19 protein-coding genes and 1 pseudogene are annotated in these 19,043 nt (G+C 61.2%); 9 read left to right on the top strand and 11 right to left on the bottom strand.

Annotated elements, in window-relative coordinates; genetic code table 11:
• Positions 1-221 precede the first annotated feature (221 nt).
• Both P3T40_RS12135 and P3T40_RS12130 read left to right on the top strand, forming a co-directional pair.
• Entirely contained in the window at positions 222-926 is a 705-nt protein-coding gene (locus P3T40_RS12135; RefSeq protein ID WP_429267922.1) for a pseudouridine synthase, read from the top strand.
• Between the two features lie 167 nt (positions 927-1,093).
• The gene (locus P3T40_RS12130) at positions 1,094-1,282 is read left to right on the top strand and encodes a hypothetical protein (RefSeq protein ID WP_429267921.1); all 189 of its coding nucleotides are present in this window, start codon (positions 1,094-1,096) and stop codon (positions 1,280-1,282) included.
• Between the two features lie 115 nt (positions 1,283-1,397).
• Here the strand turns inward: P3T40_RS12130 and P3T40_RS12125 are convergent, their stop codons facing one another.
• Positions 1,398-2,429: an NAD-binding protein gene (locus P3T40_RS12125; RefSeq protein WP_429267920.1), complete on the bottom strand. Its 1,032-nt coding sequence runs from the start codon at positions 2,427-2,429 to the stop codon at positions 1,398-1,400.
• Positions 2,430-2,496: 67 nt separating this feature from the next.
• On the opposite strand from P3T40_RS12125, the gene P3T40_RS12120 reads away from it, so the two are divergent.
• From P3T40_RS12120 to P3T40_RS12110, 3 genes are all read left to right on the top strand, one after another.
• The gene (locus tag P3T40_RS12120) at positions 2,497-3,528 is read left to right on the top strand and encodes a CDP-6-deoxy-delta-3,4-glucoseen reductase (protein ID WP_429267919.1); all 1,032 of its coding nucleotides are present in this window, start codon (positions 2,497-2,499) and stop codon (positions 3,526-3,528) included.
• Positions 3,529-3,859: 331 nt separating this feature from the next.
• Positions 3,860-5,044, top strand: coding sequence for an acetylornithine transaminase (locus tag P3T40_RS12115; protein ID WP_429267918.1), 1,185 nt, complete (start codon positions 3,860-3,862; stop codon positions 5,042-5,044).
• 22 nt (positions 5,045-5,066) lie between these two features.
• Positions 5,067-5,567, top strand: coding sequence for a GNAT family acetyltransferase (locus P3T40_RS12110; RefSeq protein ID WP_429267940.1), 501 nt, complete (start codon positions 5,067-5,069; stop codon positions 5,565-5,567).
• Between the two features lie 151 nt (positions 5,568-5,718).
• On the opposite strand, the gene P3T40_RS12105 is transcribed toward P3T40_RS12110, so the two are convergent.
• The 7 genes from P3T40_RS12105 to P3T40_RS12075 form a co-directional block, all read right to left on the bottom strand.
• On the bottom strand, positions 5,719-6,435 hold the full coding sequence (locus P3T40_RS12105) for an ABC transporter ATP-binding protein (RefSeq protein WP_429267917.1): 717 nt from the start codon (positions 6,433-6,435) through the stop codon (positions 5,719-5,721).
• A complete protein-coding gene (locus P3T40_RS12100) occupies positions 6,435-7,211 on the bottom strand; it encodes an ABC transporter ATP-binding protein (protein ID WP_429267916.1) in 777 nt (258 codons plus the stop codon). Before P3T40_RS12100 ends, P3T40_RS12105 begins: the two co-directional genes overlap by 1 nt.
• A gap of 20 nt (positions 7,212-7,231) precedes the next feature.
• Positions 7,232-8,398: an ABC transporter permease subunit gene (locus P3T40_RS12095; RefSeq protein ID WP_429267915.1), complete on the bottom strand. Its 1,167-nt coding sequence runs from the start codon at positions 8,396-8,398 to the stop codon at positions 7,232-7,234.
• A 13-nt stretch (positions 8,399-8,411) separates the two neighbouring features.
• A complete protein-coding gene (locus tag P3T40_RS12090; RefSeq protein ID WP_429267914.1) occupies positions 8,412-9,362 on the bottom strand; it encodes a branched-chain amino acid ABC transporter permease in 951 nt (316 codons plus the stop codon).
• Between the two features lie 227 nt (positions 9,363-9,589).
• On the bottom strand, positions 9,590-10,339 hold the full coding sequence (locus P3T40_RS12085; protein WP_429267913.1) for a hypothetical protein: 750 nt from the start codon (positions 10,337-10,339) through the stop codon (positions 9,590-9,592).
• A 542-nt stretch (positions 10,340-10,881) separates the two neighbouring features.
• A complete protein-coding gene (gene ispH, locus P3T40_RS12080; protein WP_429267912.1) occupies positions 10,882-11,841 on the bottom strand; it encodes a 4-hydroxy-3-methylbut-2-enyl diphosphate reductase in 960 nt (319 codons plus the stop codon).
• A gap of 2 nt (positions 11,842-11,843) precedes the next feature.
• Positions 11,844-12,299, bottom strand: coding sequence for an FKBP-type peptidyl-prolyl cis-trans isomerase (locus P3T40_RS12075; RefSeq protein ID WP_429267911.1), 456 nt, complete (start codon positions 12,297-12,299; stop codon positions 11,844-11,846).
• 398 nt (positions 12,300-12,697) lie between these two features.
• On the opposite strand from P3T40_RS12075, the gene radC reads away from it, so the two are divergent.
• From radC to nadB, 4 genes are all read left to right on the top strand, one after another.
• A complete protein-coding gene (gene radC, locus P3T40_RS12070; protein ID WP_429267939.1) occupies positions 12,698-13,420 on the top strand; it encodes a RadC family protein in 723 nt (240 codons plus the stop codon).
• Between the two features lie 277 nt (positions 13,421-13,697).
• The gene (gene rpmB / locus P3T40_RS12065; protein ID WP_007180631.1) at positions 13,698-13,931 is read left to right on the top strand and encodes a 50S ribosomal protein L28; all 234 of its coding nucleotides are present in this window, start codon (positions 13,698-13,700) and stop codon (positions 13,929-13,931) included.
• Positions 13,932-13,941: 10 nt separating this feature from the next.
• Entirely contained in the window at positions 13,942-14,109 is a 168-nt protein-coding gene (gene rpmG, locus P3T40_RS12060) for a 50S ribosomal protein L33 (protein WP_074263557.1), read from the top strand.
• A gap of 282 nt (positions 14,110-14,391) precedes the next feature.
• A complete protein-coding gene (gene nadB, locus P3T40_RS12055; RefSeq protein ID WP_429267910.1) occupies positions 14,392-15,990 on the top strand; it encodes an L-aspartate oxidase in 1,599 nt (532 codons plus the stop codon).
• A gap of 142 nt (positions 15,991-16,132) precedes the next feature.
• On the opposite strand, the pseudogene P3T40_RS12050 reads toward nadB, so the two are convergent.
• The 3 genes and pseudogenes from P3T40_RS12050 to P3T40_RS12040 form a co-directional block, all read right to left on the bottom strand.
• Positions 16,133-16,225: pseudogene (locus P3T40_RS12050) on the bottom strand (nicotinate-nucleotide diphosphorylase (carboxylating)); the annotation flags it as partial.
• 77 nt (positions 16,226-16,302) lie between these two features.
• Positions 16,303-17,442 (bottom strand): quinolinate synthase NadA, encoded by a 1,140-nt coding sequence (gene nadA, locus P3T40_RS12045; RefSeq protein WP_429267909.1) that lies wholly within the window; start codon positions 17,440-17,442, stop codon positions 16,303-16,305.
• A 165-nt stretch (positions 17,443-17,607) separates the two neighbouring features.
• Positions 17,608-18,804, bottom strand: coding sequence for a DesA family fatty acid desaturase (locus P3T40_RS12040; RefSeq protein WP_429267908.1), 1,197 nt, complete (start codon positions 18,802-18,804; stop codon positions 17,608-17,610).
• Positions 18,805-19,043: the final 239 nt, after the last annotated feature.

The raw sequence follows: 19,043 nt of genomic DNA, 5'->3' as shown, positions 1-19,043 counted from the left end.
CGACGGCACCCTGGTGCAGGAAGGCACGCCGAACGAAATCCTCACGCGCCCGGCGGACGATTATGTGCGGCGTTTTGTGGAGCGGCGCGCGGGCGTGCAGCATTGAGGCGCTTCGGCTAAGCGAGGGAACCCCGGCGTTGCCGGGTAGAATGCATGCGAAGCGACGGATCGCGGACTGCGGTCTGTCGCCTGCATTTAGCCCTGCCGTTCCTTCGTCCCCCATGAATCTCGAAAGCGTTCTATTCACCCAGGGTTTCGGTTCACGACGTCAATGCCGCGCGCTGATCGCTGACGGCCGCGTGACGATCGACGGCGCCGTCCACGCCAATCCCGATGCCGATGTCCCAACCGAGGCGCTCAACTTCACCGTCGACGGCGCAACGTGGCCGTACCGCGAACACGCCTATCTGCTGCTCAACAAACCCGCCGGCTACGAATGCTCGCGCGAACCGCAGCATCACCTGAGCGTCTTCAGCCTGCTGCCGCCACAGTTCGCGGCGCGCGGCGTGCAGTGCGTCGGACGGCTCGATCAGGACACGACCGGGCTCCTGCTGCTCTCCGATGACGGCAAGTTCGTCCATGCGTTCACTTCACCGAAGCGCAAGGTGCCGAAGGTTTACATCGCAACCACCCGCCATCCGCTCGACGACGCACAACTCAGCGCCTTGCGCGAGGGCGTGCTGCTGCACGGCGAGCCAAAACCGATCGCCGCCGTCGCAGCGCATGCCAGCAGCGAGCACTCGCTCGAACTCACCGTGCTCGAAGGCAAATACCACCAGGTCAAGCGGATGGTCGCGGCGGCGGGCAACCGTGTGGAGGCGTTGCATCGCGAACGGATCGGCGGTTTGAGCTTGCCCGCGACGTTAGCCGAAGGCGCGTGGCAATGGCTCGACGAAGCCGACCTCGGATCTTTACGGAGCGGGTAAACCGGTAATAAAGGCGCCCAGCCCCGAGGCGTCGAGAATGCTGTGTGCACCGCCCCACAAAGCGCATCATTTCCGCCCCCTTTGCGCTGCGACGCAGCATGCCCTTCCTGACAAGTCGCCCTATACTCGATTAAACAATGACTACAAAGGTTTCAGGGAGGGGCGCCATGGTCATCAACAATTCGTTCGAGATCCCGGCCGCGATGATTGCGTTTGTTTGCCTTGCCGTGGTCCTGGTCGGCGCGCTGCTGATCGTGATGCACATGCGGCACAAGTATCATCCGAGCCTGATTGGCGCGCTGATCGGCGCAGTCCTCTGTTTTCTGCTGCTGGAAGCACTGCCCGCGCTTACCTGAGGTTGGCTGAGACTGGTGGCGCTGGCGTGCGGCGTGGCGTCGCCTGGTGCGGCTTCATCAGCCGCCCGGAAGTGGTCGCGCTCAGTTGGCGCTCACCTCGTCCTCAGTCGGCGTTTTAGCCGCTCGCCTCAGCATCACCCTGCGCGCTGCGCAGAAAATCCGCCACTGTCGGATAGCGCAGGCGCACCCGCAACTCCCGCTTTATCCGCTCGTTCACAAGTCGCCGCGATTCGCGCATGAACGACATCATCATCGGCTCCATCTGCGCCTCGGCTTGCTCCCGCGTGATTCGCGGCGGACGTTCGAGGCCATACGCATCAGCCACCACGTCGAAGTACTCGCCCATTTTCAGCATCGTATCGTCGGACGCGTGGACCACCCGCCCGCGCCGCCCGAACCTCATCATGCGCACCAGAATCGCGGCGAGATCGTCGGCGTGAATATGGCTCGTGTAAACGTCATCGGCATCGATCAGCGCGGGGGCGCCCTTTTCGAGCCGCGCGAGCGGCAAGCGGTTGCCGGCATAGATACCGGGAATGCGCGCAATGCTCGCCTGCACGGCGCCGCGCGCGGTGGCGCGCCGCAGCTGCCGTTCGGCCGAAACCCGTCGCAGCGCGCGCGGGTTGGCCGGGCGGACCGCACGCGTTTCGTCGATCAGCGCGCCGCCGCAGTCGCCATAGACGCCCGTTGTGCTGGCGTAAACCATGCGCACAGGCGGCCGCGAACCGGCTGGGTGCCCTACCCCGTCGGGTACAATATCGGCTGTTTCCCGTTCCATCCATGCAGCGCGAAGGCGGCGCAACCGCGCTACCGGCGCAACCGCACTGCGTGCGGGCCGGATGCGGCGTGCGCTCAGGGCTGCGAGCAACGCGCGTGTACGGCTGTCGTCGTCGCCGGTCTTTTGCGGCGGAGCCAGATGCAGCACGCGTGGCGCGAGGCCCGCAAGCCGCTTCAGGCTGCGGCGCGCATCAAGGTCGCCGACTATCGGCGTCACGCCCGCCGCGCGCAATTCGGCGCAACGGGCCGGCTGGGTTGTCAGCGCAAAAAGGTGCGCGCGCGGCCGCAGCAGCTCGGCGCAACGCATGCCGACATCGCCGCAGCCCACAATGAGCACGCGCGGTCGGCGCAAGTTTCGTGTGGCTTTCATGGTGGACGCATTGTAGCCGTCAAGGACGGCTCGCACCGATTACCGACTCTTCGAACTCGAACACGCTATGGCATTTAATGTAACCCTCCGGCAAAGCGGCCGGCAGTTTCAAGTAGAACCCGATGAACCGGTCCTGACCGCCGCCCTGCGCCAGGGTATCGGCCTGCCGTATGGCTGCAAGAACGGCGCCTGCGGTTCGTGCAAGGGTACCGTGCTGAGCGGCGAAGTCGAGCAGCGCCCGCACTCGTCGTCGGCGCTGTCGAACGACGAAAAAACCCGCGGCATGGCGCTCTTCTGCTGTGCGACGCCGAGTACCGATCTCGAGATCGACATCCGCGAAGTGGCCGGTGTGGGCGATGTACAGGTCAAGAAACTGCCGTGCCGCGTGAACGCGATCGAACGCAAGGCCGACGACGTCATCGTGCTGAAACTGCAGTTGCCCGCCAACGAGCGCCTCCAATACCTCGCCGGTCAGTACCTCGAATTCATCCTGAAGGACGGCAAGCGCCGTAGCTACTCGATGGCGAATGCGCCGCATGTCGAAGGCCCGATCGAACTGCACATCCGCCATATGCCCGGCGGCGCGTTCACCGATCACGTCTTCAACACCATGAAGGAGCGCGATATCCTGCGCTTCGAAGCACCGCTCGGCACGTTCTTCCTGCGCGAAGATTCGGACAAGCCGATCGTGCTGCTCGCCTCCGGCACCGGCTTCGCGCCGCTGAAGGCCATCGTCGAACATGCGGTGTTCAAGAACCTCGAGCGGCCGATGACGCTGTATTGGGGCGCGCGTCGCAAAAAAGACCTGTATCTGCTGGAGCTGGCCGAGCAATGGGCGCGCGAAATCCCGAACTTCAAGTTCGTGCCCGTCCTGTCCGAGCCGGACCCGGCCGACGCATGGACCGGCCGCACCGGCTTTGTTCATCGTAGCGTCATCGAAGACCTGCCAGACTTGTCGGGGTATCAGGTGTACGCCTGCGGCGCACCCGTGATGGTCGAGTCGGCGCAGCGTGATTTCACGCAGCACCATGGCTTGCCGGAAGACGAGTTCTATGCGGATTCCTTCACAAGCGCAGCTGACCTCGCCAATCCGGTGTAACTCGCCGGCATAACCCGCCGTGTAACCGTGCATGCGCCACCGTAAGCTCTGAAAGCCTGCGCGGCGGACCCGAAAAATCCGCCGTAGACGAAATTCATGGTTTACACCGGCGCTCGCGTTGTCGTATTCTTTCGCGCATGAACCGCATCCAGTCCGAACTCCGACGTCGCCGCTCGCTGCTCCCTTAGGGACGCCGCCGGCTTTGTCACGGATTCGCGCCGATGAGGCGCATGTTGTTCGAATCACGAAAGCCACGGCATGCCGTGGCTTTTTTGTTTTTTCCGTCCCTTTTTACTGATCCTTCACCCCGCAACGCCCGGAGCCTGCCGCCATGAATTTCAATGAGTACCCCGTCGAGTCGCTGATGTACATCACCAACCGGCCCGAGATCGTTTTCACGCACGGCAAGGGTTCGTGGATTTACGACAATACCGGCAAGCGATATCTCGACTTCATCCAGGGGTGGGCGGTCAATAGCCTCGGGCATTGCAACGAAGGCATGATCGAAGCGCTGAACAAGCAGGCGGAGTTGCTGATCAATCCGTCGCCGGCCTTCTACAACGCGCCGATGGCGCAGCTCGCGGGCCTGCTCACGCAACATAGCTGCTTCGACAAGGTGTTCTTCGCGAACAGCGGCGCCGAAGCGAACGAAGGCGCCATCAAGCTCGCGCGCAAGTGGGGCAAGAAGCACAAGGACGGCGCCTACGAGATCATCACGTTCGACCACAGCTTCCACGGCCGTACGCTCGCCACCATGTCGGCAAGCGGCAAGCCGGGCTGGGACACGATCTACGCTCCGCAAGTGCCGGGCTTCCCGAAGGCCGACCTGAACGACATCGCGTCGGTCGAAAAGCTCATCAACGGCAAGACCGTCGCCGTGATGCTCGAGCCGATCCAGGGCGAAGGCGGCGTGATCCCGGCAACGCGCGAATTCATGCAGCAACTGCGCGCGCTGACACAGAAGCACAACATCCTCTTGATCGTCGACGAAGTGCAAAGCGGCTGCGGTCGCGCCGGCACGCTGTTCGCGTATGAGCTGTCGGGCATCGAGCCGGACATCATGACGCTCGGCAAGGGCATCGGCGGCGGCGTGCCGCTCGCGGCGCTGCTATGCAAGGCCGCGGTCGAAGTGTTCGAAGCCGGCGATCAGGGCGGCACCTACAACGGCAATCCGCTGATGACGGCGGTGGGCTACTCGGTGATCTCGCAACTGACCGCGCCGGGCTTTCTCGAAGGCGTGCGGGCTCGCGGCGAGTATCTGCGCGCGAAGCTGCTGGAACTGTCGGAAGAACGCGGCTTCAAGGGCGAGCGCGGCGAAGGGCTGCTGCGCGCGCTGCTGCTCGGCAAGGACATCGGCAACCAGATCGTCGAAAAGGCGCGCAACCTGCAGCCGGACGGTTTGCTGCTGAACGCGGCACGCCCGAACCTGCTGCGCTTCATGCCGGCCCTGAACGTGACGAACGAAGAAATCGATCAGATGATGGCCATGCTGCAGTCAATTCTCGACACACTGTAATCCGCCTGGAGCAAACATGACGATGACGACGACCACACCGCTCTCGATCCGCTGCTTCGAAGCCAGCGACACCGATGCCGTGGTCGCGTTGTGGCAAGAGGCGTTTCCCGAGTACCGGGACGTCACGCGGCCGCAGCGCAACCCGCATCTATCGATCGCCAACAAGATGGCGACGCAGCCGGAGCTGTTCTTTGTCGCTGAACTCGATGGACCTGTGGTCGGCACGGTGATGTCGGGCTATGACGGGCATCGCGGCTGGATGTATTCGCTCGCGGTGGACACGGCGTATCGGCGGCTCGGCATCGGCAAGCAGCTGGTCGCACATGCGGAGGCGGCGCTGACTGCGCGTGGCTGCCCGAAGGTGAATCTGCAGGTGCTCTCGGCGAAGGAAGATATCCGCGCTTTTTATGAAGCGCTTGGGTATCGCGCAGATGCGGTGATCAGTCTGGGCAAGCGGCTTGGTAAATACGCGGACGCCGCGCCTGCCGCGGTTGAAACAACAAGCGCACCTTCCGCTGCGTAATGCTGGTTGCTTGATCGCCCTCGTTACCTCGTTACGTGAGGCGCGTCGGAAATGGTAAAGACCGCATGCTTAAACGACGCATGCGGCCTTTTTTCTTGCACAGGTCAGAGTGACCGGTTTAGCCACTCATTCACCGAGCTTATTCACCCACTCATTCGCCCAAGTAAGCAGCCCGCACCTTCGGATCATCGAGCATCTGCTTCGCGTCGCCGGACATCGTCACCAGACCCGAGTCCATCACGTAGCCACGATTCGCCGCCTGCAGCGCCAGACGCGCGTTCTGCTCGACCAGCAGCACCGTCATGCCTTCAGCAGAGATCGCCCGCACCACTTCGAAGATCTTCTCGACCATGATCGGCGACAGACCCATCGAGGGCTCGTCCAGCAGCAACAGCTTCGGCTTGCTAATGATCGCGCGCGCCATTGCCAGCATCTGCTGCTCGCCGCCCGACAACGTGCCAGCGTACTGCGAGGCCCGCTCCTTCAGACGCGGGAAGAAGCCAAACATGCGATCCACGTCCGCCTTGATCGCGTCCGTGTCGTTGCGCAGATACGCACCCATCTGCATGTTCTCGACGATCGACATGCGCGCGAAGATACCGCGGCCTTCCGGCACCATCGCCAGACCGCGCTTGAGCAACTCGTGCGCAGGCAGGCCCTTGATCGACTGGCCCATGTACTCGATATCGCCCGCGCCGTACGCCTTCAGACCCGTGATCGCCTTCATCGTCGTGGTCTTGCCCGCGCCGTTCGCGCCGATCAGCGTGACCAGCTCGCCCTGCGCAACTTCCAGGTCGATGCCCTTGACTGCCTGAATGCCGCCGTAATTGACCTGCAGGCCCTTGATTTTCAACATTGCCGTAGCCATCAGTGGACCCCCGCACCCAGATATGCCTCAATCACCTTCGGGTCCTTCTGCACGTCTTGCGGCAGACCCTGGGCGATCACCTTGCCGTAATCGAGCACTGTCATCTGATTGCACAGGCCCATCACCAGTTTCACGTCGTGCTCGATCAGCAGGATCGTCTTGCCGTCCGCGCGGATCTTGTCGAGCAGCTTCGTGAGCTCAACCTTCTCCGTTGCGTTCATGCCTGCAGCCGGTTCGTCGAGCGCCAGCAGCTTCGGATCCGTTGCCAGGGCGCGAGCAATTTCGAGCCGGCGCTGGTGACCATACGACAGGTTGCGCGAGGTGTAGTCCGCGTATTGCAGCACGCCGACGTACTCCAGCAACTCCAGCGCCCGTTCCTTGATCTCGCGCTCTTCCTTGCGCTCCGATGGCGTCTGGAACACTGCGCCAAACAAACCATGTTTGGTGCGCACGTGACGCCCCACCATCACGTTTTCCAGCGCGGTCATGCCGCCGAACAGGCGGATGTTCTGGAACGTACGGGCGATACCGGCCTTCGCGACCTGGTACACCGCGGTCGGCGTGTAGTTCACGTTGTCGAGCTTGAAGTCACCCGAGTCCGGCGTGTACAGGCCCGTGATCACGTTGAAGAACGTGGTCTTGCCGGCACCGTTCGGACCGATCAGGCCGTAGATCTCACCAGACTTGATTTCCAGGCCCACGTCGGACAGCGCCTGCAGACCGCCGAAGCGCTTGTTCACGCCCTTCACGGACAGACGGATTTGTTTATCGCTCATAGAATTTCTCCAATCAGGCCTCAGGCGCGCACCGGCTTCTTGCTGTTGCGCTTCGCGATTTTCGCAATCTTGTCCTCATGCTTCGGCGACGGCCACAGGCCTTCCGAGCGGTACAGCATGATGAGGACCATCGCGAGACCGTACAGCAACTGACGGATCACTTCGGTATCGACAATTTCATGGCCGAAGATCATGTTCTGCAGCGGGCCCATGGTCGAGCGCAGGAATTCCGGGAACACGGCGAGCAGCACCGCGCCGAGAATCACGCCCGGGATGTGGCCCATACCGCCCAGCACCACGCAGGCCAGCACCACGACCGATTCCCAGAAGGTGAACGATTCAGGCGACACGAAGCCCTGGAAGCCCGCAAACATCGCACCCGACAGGCCGCCGAAAGAGGCGCCCATCGCGAACGCCAGCAGCTTCACGTTACGAGTGTTGATGCCCATTGCTTTGGCGGCGATTTCGTCTTCGCGGATGGCGGCCCACGCACGGCCAATACGCGAATGCTGCAGACGCGTACACACCCAGATCACCAGCAAAGCGCACAGCACGAACATGTAGTAATACATGTACACCGTGGTGAACTGGAAGCCGAGGAAGTTGTGGGTCTGCGAGAGGTTGAAACCGGCGATCTTCACCGGGTCGATACCCGTGATCCCCTGCGGCCCGTTGGTGATGTTCACCGGACGGTCGAGGTTGTTCATGAAGATCCGCACGATTTCCCCGAAGCCCAACGTCACGATGGCGAGGTAATCGCCACGCAGACGCAGCGTCGGCGCACCGAGCAGGATCCCGAACAGGGCCGCGAGACCCATCGCGCATGGCACGATGATCCAGATCGGCGCATGCAAGCCGCCCGGAAACAGGTGTGCGATCCAGGCGAAGCTCATCAGGTGCGGCGAAGACAACAGCGCTGCCACATAGGCGCCCACCGCATAGAACGCGATGTAGCCCAAATCCAGCAGGCCGGCAAAGCCCACCACCACATTGAGGCCTAGCGCGAGCATCACGTACAGCATTGCGAAGTCGAGCACGCGCACCCAGTAGTTGCCGCCCAGCGCGCCGATGATCATCGGCGCGGCGACGACGAGGATTGCAGTGATGACGCCGACCGTCAGGGTCTTCGTCATGTTCTTCTCGGGGATGAGCGTCGTGGACGGCTCGATCGGTTGAATTGAGGTCATGTCTAATTACTCCTTACGCGCGATCCGCAACACGTTCGCCCAAGAGGCCCGACGGACGGAACACCAGCACGATGATCAGCACAATGAATGCGAACACGTCCTGGTAGTTACTGCCGAATACCCCGCCCGTGAGGTTGCCGATATAGCCCGCCCCAAGCTGTTCGATCAGGCCGAGCAGCACGCCGCCCACCATCGCCCCGCCGAGATTGCCGATACCGCCCAGCACTGCCGCGGTAAAGGCCTTCATGCCGGGGATGAAGCCCATATAAAAGTGGGCATTGCCGTATTCCGACGCGATCATCACACCGGCGAGAGCAGCCAGCGCCGAGCCGATCATGAAGGTCGCGGAGATCACAAAGTTCGGGTTCACGCCCATCAGACTCGCCACATTCGGATTCTCGGCAATCGCGCGCATCGCACGGCCGAGCTTCGTTTTGTGCACGAGCAGCAGCAGGCCGCCCATCACGAGGAACGCCACCACGATGATCACGATTTCAGTCATCGAGATCACGGCGCCCGGATTGTTGGGCCCGGACTTGATCACGTTGATCGGATCGGTAGGCAGCAGTTGCGGGAACGGCAGCGGATTGCGCGACCAGATCATCATCGCGAGCGTCTGCAGCAGAATCGACACGCCGATGGCGGTGATCAGCGGCGCCAGACGCGGCGCACGGCGCAACGGCCGGTAGGCCACGCGCTCGATCGTATAGCCGACCACCGAGCACACTACCGCTGCGATGATCAACGCAATGATGAGCGTCGGCACATTGCCTAGCCCCGGGAAGTGGTTCTGAAGCACGCCTATGGCAGAGAGCGCAACCATCGCGCCCACCATCAACACATCGCCGTGTGCGAAGTTGATGATGCCCAAGATGCCGTAAACCATCGTGTAGCCTAGTGCGATGATGGCGTAAACGCTGCCAAGCACCAGTCCGTTGAGGATCTGCTGGATGAAGATATCCATTTAATGCTCCTTAGCCCGTGCGACTGGATTCGCGTCCTGCATCAACCGGTGGGCGGTCATGCTGTTCGGAATCGCAACGGCACTGCGGGTACTGATGTAAAAGACCGGTAAGGGTTATCCGCCGCCAACTCGTCATGCGACCGGGATGCAGTCGCCGCTTCGTCGGAACCGGATGCAAAAACGACACCATTGGGTGGGCCAGGTGCCGTCAGGCTGTACTCCCGTCATCACATCTCTACGGCGTCGAGGACCGCTCGTTCGCTGTCCCTGAAGTCGTAAAGCGTAATGGCGCCTTCTTTCAAATCACCCTTGTGGTCGAATGCGATGTGGCCGGTTACCCCGTAACCGGTGGACGGCATCGCAGCCAGCACCTTGGGCGCGTCGAATGAATTGGCGCGCTTCATTGCATCGACGATCACGCACAGCGCCTCATACGTGAACGGCGCGTCAATCTGCACCGGCGTGTGGGAACGGTCTTCGCCCTGCTGTTCGAAGTCCACTCCCGGGGTCATGGTCGAAAGCGCGACTTCCGCCTTCGAGCAGACCGGGTTGCGCATGGCGGATCCCGCCAGCTCACCCACCTTGTCGGTACACACGCCGTCGCCGCCAAGGATTTTTGCCCTGATTCCGAACGTGGCCGCCTGCTTCGGACGCGGCCCGCCCGTCGTGTCCATTCCGCCGGGCTTGCTCACGTCCGGCTGAACACTGTTGATCGTCGTGATAGTGGCCTGGGTATCCGAGGCCTCGTTGCGCTGGAGGCCGTTCGCCCGCCCTTCGGTGGTGATTTGCTCGACCGCCAATTGCGCCCCGTTTTCGTTGTGTTTGCCTGCATAGGCAATTCTTCCCATTAATGGGGCCGCATGGTCAGCGGCGACCTTTTCGTCTGTCCCCGCCTCGCCATCGCTCTTCTTGCTGCACGCGGTCAGCATCTCAACCGCGGCCGGAGCAGGCACGGCGTAAGCAAACGTGACTCGCATTAAGTGGGTCTCCAGCGCCTTGCTAAATTCATTGCTCGAGACCCGGAAGCCTTGAGAACGCGCGCATTGTAACTCCAATTATGCGACGGGCAATATTGTTGAAACGGCAGGGTTTTCCTGCATTGCAACCGCATTTTGTGAGCAATAACGCACATTAGGCGCAACCCGGTTGCGACATTTTTTCGTGCATCAGTTGCACCATCGTAGAACTCAACAGCATCAAGTGTTGCAGCGATCGCGGGCATTCCCTGATTTCATTGAGTTCAGCGATAGGTACTACGTTTCTATATCCGTCGATCTGCGCGCACAATGTTAGTGCATCAAAAATCGGCAGTGGCCAATATCAATGCATCAAATGGGGATCGACCATTGGTCGAGCGATAAAATAAAATCGCCGAGACACAAAATTTTTGTGTGGCAGGTACTGAAAACACATCTGTTTCGGTGATTTGACACTTATTAACAGGGCTCGCGTCCCTTGGCGAAGGGCATAAAAAAAGCGCGCCCAAGGCGCGCTTTCTTACAGAAACGTCAGCGAAATGTCAGGCTGGCAAGCCCAGACCGCGCGGCAACGGAAACGCGATGTTTTCCTCGATGCCTTCGAGCGCACGCACATTACGCACACCCAGTTCGCGCAAACGAGCGATCACGGCCTGCGCGAGCACCTCGGGAGCCGAGGCGCCGGCGGTCACGCCAATGCGACGCTTGCCGACGATCCAGGCCGGATCGATCTGGTCGGGCGAGTCCACCATATAAGAAGGAATCCCGCGCTTCTCGGCGACTTCGCGCAAGCGGTTCGAATTAGAACTGTTCGGGCTGCCCACCACGATCACCACGTCACACTGCGGCGCCATGAACTTGACCGCATCCTGGCGGTTCTGCGTGGCGTAACAGATGTCCTGCTTTTTCGGCTCCTTAATAGCCGGATACTTGGACTTGAGCGCAGCGATGATCTCGGCTGCATCGTCGACCGACAGGGTGGTTTGCGTGACGAACGCAATCCGATCCGGGTCGGCGAGCTGCAGCGCCTGCACATCCTCAATATCTTCGACGAGATACATGCCCTCGGCCGCCTGCCCCATTGTCCCTTCGACCTCGGGGTGCCCCTTGTGGCCAATCATGACAATGTCGAAGCCCTCCTGCCGCATCTTCGCCACTTCGATATGCACCTTGGTGACGAGCGGACAGGTGGCGTCATAGACCCGCAAACCGCGCGACTCGGCTTCCGCCCGCACGTCCTTCGAGACGCCGTGCGCGCTGAAGATCACCGTATTGCCGGCCGGGACTTCCTCTAACTGCTCGATGAAGATAGCGCCCTTCTTGCGCAGATCCTCGACGACATAGGCGTTGTGGACAATTTCGTGGCGCACATAGATGGGTGAACCGTGCAGCTTGATCGCGCGTTCGACGATTTCGATGGCCCGATCGACACCCGCGCAAAAACCACGCGGCTGCGCCAGCAGGATCTCGGCTTCAACCAGAGTCGTATCCGTGGTGCTCATGTTTACAGAATCCCGATGATTTTCACTTCGAACGCCAGCGCCTGGCCGGCGAGCGGGTGATTGAAATCGAACAGCGCGGACGTTTCGCCCACTTCCTTCAACACCCCTGCGTAACGTCCACCACCCGGTGCGTTGAATTCGATCAGATCGCCCGGCGAAAAATTCTCACCAATCATGCTGTTTTCACGCAGCGTGGCAAGCGACACCCGCTGAATCAGCTCCGGATTGCGCGGGCCGAAAGCCTGCCCCGGCGCTAGCTGAAAGGTCGAATGGTGGCCGACCTTCAATCCCAGCAAAATGTCTTCCAGCGGCGGCGCCAGTTGGCCGGCACCCAGCAGCAGCGTGGCCGGCCTTTCGTTGAAGGTGTTGATGACTTCGGCGCCATCGGCAAGCGAAAGCCGGTAATGGAGCGTGACGTGCGAACCGGGTTTCACTTCAGAGATGTCGATGATGCTCATGCAGTAACTCGTTCAGTCGGGACGCGCTGCACGCGTGCGCCCAAGGCGCAGCCTGTGCGGGTGGCAAGCCGTCGTGGTGCCGTGCGCAAAGGCTCTATTGTAAGCCACATATCAAGCGGCGGCTTGGGTGCGTCGTATGCACTGCCGCCATGGGTGAGGACTTTCTCGCCTTCTAACCGGAGAACAATGACATGGACTATTACGCCTGCGTGGACGCGACGGCTAATCCTACGGAGGACAGCGGTGTGTTGGCACTGCCTCGACTCGCCGGGCCCAAGGCGGCGGCAGGCGGATCGGCCGCGCTTAAGCGGCGGAGCACAGTGGCCACGCTCGGGTTGGGCAAGCCCAAGGCGGCCGGTCCCAACCCGGTCGAACCAGGAATCGGGCAGCGTGAGGCCATCGCGCCTCGGTTAGCTTCACCGGGTTCGACCCCGCCTCGACGCGCTGGCCGCAAGCGCTCGCACGGCAAACGCGACATGCCGCGCGAGCGCTTACTCGATTTCGGGCCCGGCACGCTGACGGATGCCGAATTGGTCGCACTGGTGCTCGGTTCGGGACTGCCGGGACACAATGTGTTCGGCATCGCCCACTCCCTGCTGAAGCGCTTTGGCTCGCTGCGTGCGATGCTCGACGCCACGCCGGCGGATTTCGATGGCCTACCGGGTGTCGGTCCGGCAAAGACCGCGCAGTTGCTCGCCATCCTCGAACTGGCGCGGCGCTCGCTCGTCGAAAAAATGCGCGAAAAGCCGCTGATCGATTCGCCCGAAGCGGTCGAGGACTATTTACGCCTGCTGATCGGCTCGCGGCCGCATGAAGTGTTCGTGTGCCTCTTTCTCGACGCCCGGCACCGCCTGATCAGCACCGAAGAGAGTTCGCGGGGTTCGCTCACGCGCATGGCGGTCTATCCGCGTGAGATCGTCCGCCGCGCACTGTCTGCGAATGCTGCCAGCATGATCGTGGCGCATAATCACCCCTCCGGCGCGGTCAAACCCAGCGCGAGCGACCGGCGCCTGACGCAGGTGCTGCGCGACACGCTTGCGCTGATCGATGTCCAACTGGTCGATCATCTCGTGATCGGCACGCACGAGACGTTCTCGTTTGCACGGGCCGGATGGTCGTGAATATCCGGGGGCCACAGCGCCGAGGCGCCCGCCGTATCCCGGCGGCACCCTCACGCTGTCGTGCAGTTGTCCTGCGGTTGCCCCGCATGGCCTGTCGCAAATAAGGTTTGATTTATCGGCTTTTTTTCTGCTAAACTTCCGGTTTGCCTGTTTCCAACCCTGTTCCGAAGCCATCAAAGGACTTCCGGGGGATAAGCGACTGAGTAATCATCGCGACCCTTCCGGGAAACTTTCACGGCGTCCGAACTCAGAATTAGCGTATTAGGAGTGCTCTCATATGGCACGCGTATGCCAAGTAACTGGGAAAGCGCCGATGAGCGGCAACAACGTTTCCCACGCGAACAACAAAACCAAGCGCCGGTTCCTGCCGAACCTGCAAAACCGCCGTATTTGGGTGGAAAGCGAAAACCGTTGGGTGCGTCTGCGCGTTTCGAACGCCGGCCTGCGTCTGATCGACAAGAACGGTATCGACGCTGTGCTCGCAGATCTGCGCGCACGCGGTGAAGCCTAAGGAGTAAATGATGGCAAAAGGCGCACGCGACAAGATCAAGCTGGAATCGACCGCAGGCACGGGTCACTTCTACACCACGACGAAAAACAAGCGCAACATGCCGGAAAAGATGGAGATCAGCAAGTTTGATCCCGTCGTCCGCAAGCATGTGCCGTACAAGGAAACCAAGATCAAATAAGGTCTTGCTTCCGGTTTGTTGACGAAGACGAAAGCCCTGCACTCGTGCGGGGCTTTTTGTTTTTGGCCCGTGTTTTTGGGCCGCGTTTTTCAGCCCCGCTCTTCACCTCGGCTTTCGGCCTGTCGGTACTTTTCGGCCCGTTATCCCGCGCGTTTTCCTCTGCTTGCATCATCGGCCATCCGGCCAGCTTTCCCTCGAGTCGCGCGACGCGTATCCTCTCTCGTTTATCGGTGAGCGGCGACACGAGTCGCAACGGCTGATCAAGCGATGGAGACGCAGGAAATGAATTTTGATGTGGCAATTGTCGGTACAGGTCTGGCGGGTCTGAGTGTTGCACTGAATCTGGCGGAGACCCGGCGGGTCGCAGTGATTGCCAAGGTTTCGATGACAGAAGGCGCGAGCGACTGGGCACAAGGTGGCATTGCCGCGGTGCTGGACTCGGCCGACAGCATCGAAAACCATGTCAGCGACACGCTGATTGCCGGCGGCGGCCTGTGCGACGAAGCAGCCACGCGTTTCATCGTCGAGCATGGGCGCGAGGCCATCGAATGGTTGATCGCCCAAGGCGTCCCGTTCACCAAAGACGATGCCGCCGAGCTCGGCTTTCACCTCACGCGCGAAGGCGGCCACAGCCATCGCCGGATCATTCACGCGGCGGACGCAACCGGACACGCCGTGGTCGCCACGCTCAGCGAGCGTGTACGTCGCCATCCGAACATCACGCTGCTCGAAAACCACTATGCAATCGACCTGATCACGTCGGACCGCCTGGGCCTGCCGGGGCGGCGCTGCCACGGGCTGTATGCGCTCGACCTGGAAGGCGGCCGCACCGTCACCATCGAGGCGCCGCATACGGTGCTCGCCACAGGTGGCGCGGGCAAGGTATATCTCTACACCACGAACCCGGACACCGCGACAGGCGACGGCATCGCCATGGCCTGGCGCGCCGGTTGTCGCGTGTCGAACATGGAATTCATCCAGTTCCACCCGACCTGCCTGTTCCATCCCTACGCCAAATCATTCCTGATCTCGGAAGCTGTGCGCGGCGAAGGTGGCATTCTGAAGCTGCCCGATGGCACACGCTTCATGCCCCAGCACGACGAACGCGCCGAACTCGCGCCGCGCGACATCGTCGCGCGCGCGATCGACTTCGAGATCAAGAAGCGCGGCATCGACTGCGTGTACCTCGATATCAGCCACCAGCCGGCTTCGTTCCTGCAAGAACACTTTCCGACCATCCTTGCGCGCTGCCTCGAGTTCGGCATCGACATCACCAAGGAACCCATTCCGGTCGTACCGGCGGCGCACTACACCTGCGGCGGCGTCGTCACGGATCTGGCCGGCCGCACCGACCTGTCGGGCCTCTATGCGGTCGGCGAGACCTCTTGCACGGGACTGCACGGCGCTAACCGCCTCGCCAGCAATTCGCTGCTTGAGTGCCTCGTGATCGGCCGTTCCGCGGCAGCCGCCATCGAAGCCGAAGGTTTCGGCGCCGCCGTCCACGCGCCGCTGCCTGACTGGGACGAGAGCCGCGTGTCCGACCCAGACGAAGAAGTCGTGGTTGCGCACAACTGGGACGAATTGCGCCGCCTGATGTGGAATTACGTCGGCATCGTGCGAACCGACAAGCGGCTTGCGCGAGCCAAACATCGTCTTGCGCTGCTGCGCGACGAAATCCACGAGTATTACGCGAACTTCAAGGTGAGCCGCGATCTGCTGGAACTGCGCAATCTGGTGGACGTTGCGTCGCTGATTGTCGACAGCGCCCGTTCCAGGCGTGAAAGCCGCGGGCTCCATTTCAGCCGCGACTGGCCCGCCGCACTGCCGAAGGCATTGCCTACCGTGCTGTCACCCGAACATGTGCGTAATCGCAACGTCTGACGCGCGACTTATCGTGCGGGACATCGTCCCGATCGGGACCCGTGTAAAAGCAAAAAGGCCATCGCTCGTCTCGCGTGCGATAGCCTTTTTGCTGCAGCGGCGCTGATATACACCGCACGTTCGAAGCGAAGCGGAAGACTCTGACGATCCGCATCGAGAAGTCCGTTGCGCGCACGTTCTTCGTCAACGCGCCAATCGAAATGCGTTCGACGCCGGTTTCTGCGATCGTACTTATTGGGCGCGGACTTCTGCATACAGTAGTGAGACTGCATCAAACTCAGAGCGTAAGTGGATCTGCTCGACCGCCCCCCGTTACGCCGCCCCCACGTTCGAAAACAGCGACGTGTCCTTTGCGAGATCGCCGCTCGCCTGCACACGCTTCTTGTGACGGGCTGCAAAGTCGAGCATACGGTCGATCGGCAACCGTGCCCGTTCGCCCACCGCGCGATCGACCAAGATCTCGTTGTGACCATGCTCCAGCACGTCGGCCAGATTCGCCAGTCCGTTCATCGCCATCCACGGGCAATGCGCGCAGCTCTTGCAGGTCGCGCTATTACCAGCCGTGGGCGCTTCGATGAAAGTCTTGCCAGGAGCGGCCAGGCGCATCTTGTACAGAATGCCCAGATCCGTCGCCACGATAAAGTGCTTTGCATCGAGCCGTTGCGCGGCATCGATCAGTTGAGTCGTCGAACCCACGACATCGGCTAGCGCCACCACGCTTTCCGGCGACTCGGGATGCACGAGCACCTTCGCGTCCGGATACTGCGCACGCAGCAGATCGAGTTCAATACCCTTGAATTCGTCGTGGACGAGGCACGAGCCCTGCCATAGCAGCATGTCCGCGCCGGTCTTCTTCTGGATGTAGCTGCCGAGATGCCGGTCCGGCGCCCAGATAATCTTTTCGCCGTGCGCATGCAGGTCGGCGACGATCTCAAGGCCGATCGACGAAGTCACCATCCAGTCCGCCCGCGCTTTCACAGCTGCGCTGGTGTTCGCGTAGACCACCACCGTGCGATCCGGATGCGCGTCACAGAATGCCGAAAACTCGTCAACGGGGCAGCCCAGATCGAGGGAGCAGGTCGCATCCAGATCCGGCATCAGCACGCGCTTGTCGGGACTGAGAATTTTTGAGGTCTCGCCCATAAATCGCACACCGGCCACGACCAGCGTCCGCGCCTCGTGATCGCGGCCGAAACGCGCCATCTCGAGCGAGTCCGCCACGCAGCCACCAGTCTCGTCGGCGAGCTCCTGCAGTTCGGCATCGACGTAATAGTGCGCGACGAGCACCGCCTTCTCACGCGCAAGCAATGCGCGGATACGCGCCTTCAGCGCGAGCTTCTCTTCTGCCGACGGCACGTCGGGCACGTTGGCCCACGCCTGCCCGATGCCACAGGTCAAGCCCTGCGCCTGCGGCCGGTCGTATTCGACGCTCCTGATCGCCTGCTGATTCATGATCCCCTCTGCCTGCTGATGCGCCGCTCATCGCCGTGCGTCGTGTACGTAGCATCCGACGTTTTGTGCGGCCTAGAAAAGCAAAACCCCGCCAAACGCGGGGTTTTGTGACGTGCTCAAATTTTAATAGATTTTGCGCTTACTTTCCGTGCTCAGTTTTGTCACTCAAGCATAGCGACGCAGGCGCATCGCAAACTCCTGAAGTGCCTTGATACCACTTTGTTCCGCGCGATGGCACCAATCCTGCAATTGCACGAGCAGTTGTTCGCGCGAAGCGTTCGAACGCTCCCACATAGCCGCGAGCTCATTGCGCAACTCAATATAGGTACGCAGCTTCTGGCTGTCCGCGAAGATTTGCGGCAATTGACGCTTCTGCGGTTCGTCGAGGCCGGCTTCTTCCTTGTGGAACCAGCTACGTGCACCGCGCATCAGTTGATACTTTTCGCGCGCGCCCACTTCCTTCAGGTGCGCCAGCTCCTGGCGGTATGCACGCTTAAGGGCCTTACCGTAGCGAGCCATGACTTCGTAGCGGTTTGCCAGCACGGCTTGCAAGGTATCCTGGTCGAGCACGAGCTTGCCGGTAGTCAGACGCGGCGTAGGCGCAACCTTCTTCACCTTGGCCAGACGGAAGGCCGACATGATGCGGATGTACATCCAGCCGATATCGAACTCATACCACTTGTTCGACAGCTTGGCCGACGTCGCATACGTATGGTGGTTGTTATGCAGTTCTTCGCCGCCGATCAGGATGCCCCACGGGAAAATGTTGGTGCTCGCATCCGACGAGTTGAAGTTGCGATAGCCCCAGAAGTGCGCGAGGCCATTGACCACGCCGGCCGCCCAGAACGGAATCCAGATCATCTGCACAGCCCAGACCGTCAGACCGACAAGGCCGAACAGCGCGACGTTGAGCACCATCATCAGGCTCACGCCGAGAATCGGATACTTCGTGTAGACGTTGCGTTCCATCCAGTCGTTGGGCGTGCCATGACTGAACTTGCGCATGGTTTCTTCGTTCTTCGCTTCGGTGCGATAGAGTTCGGCGCCTTCCAGCAGCACCTTCCAGATGCCGCGCGTCTGCGGGCTGTGCGGATCTTCTTCGGTCTCGCACTTGGCGTGGTGCTTACGGTGAATCGCGGCCCATTGGCCGGTCAGCATGCCTGTGGTCATCCACAGCCAGAAGCGGAAAAAATGACTGACCGCGGGATGCAGGTCGAGTGCGCGGTGCGCCTGGCAGCGGTGCAGATACACCGTCACGCCAATGATCGTGATGTGCGTCACCACGGCCGTGTACACCACGAGTTGCCACCACGAGAAGCGCAGCAGACCGTGGGCAAGAAAATCAAGCAAGGAATTCAACAAGGCAATTTACCTGTGGAACGAGAGTGACAGGACACCAAAAGACAACACGTACAGAGTAACCGAGAGACTAACCAAAAACGCGGCGTCAAGAAAGTGAAAGCATACGAATAGATTGGACGTTATTCTACGCGAACCGTTCCAAGTGTTTGTAACAATTGGGGATTTTTTGTGGCGTATCAACCTAGGGCAAACACGCTGATGCGGTATTTTTGGCGTGCTCATGGAGCCGCCCTGCCGCG

Source organism: Paraburkholderia sp. EB58, assembly GCF_050436665.1.
Taxonomy (GTDB): domain Bacteria; phylum Pseudomonadota; class Gammaproteobacteria; order Burkholderiales; family Burkholderiaceae; genus Paraburkholderia.
Note: the sequence above shows the minus strand (reverse complement) of the source record. Positions and strands in the feature narration are given on the sequence as shown.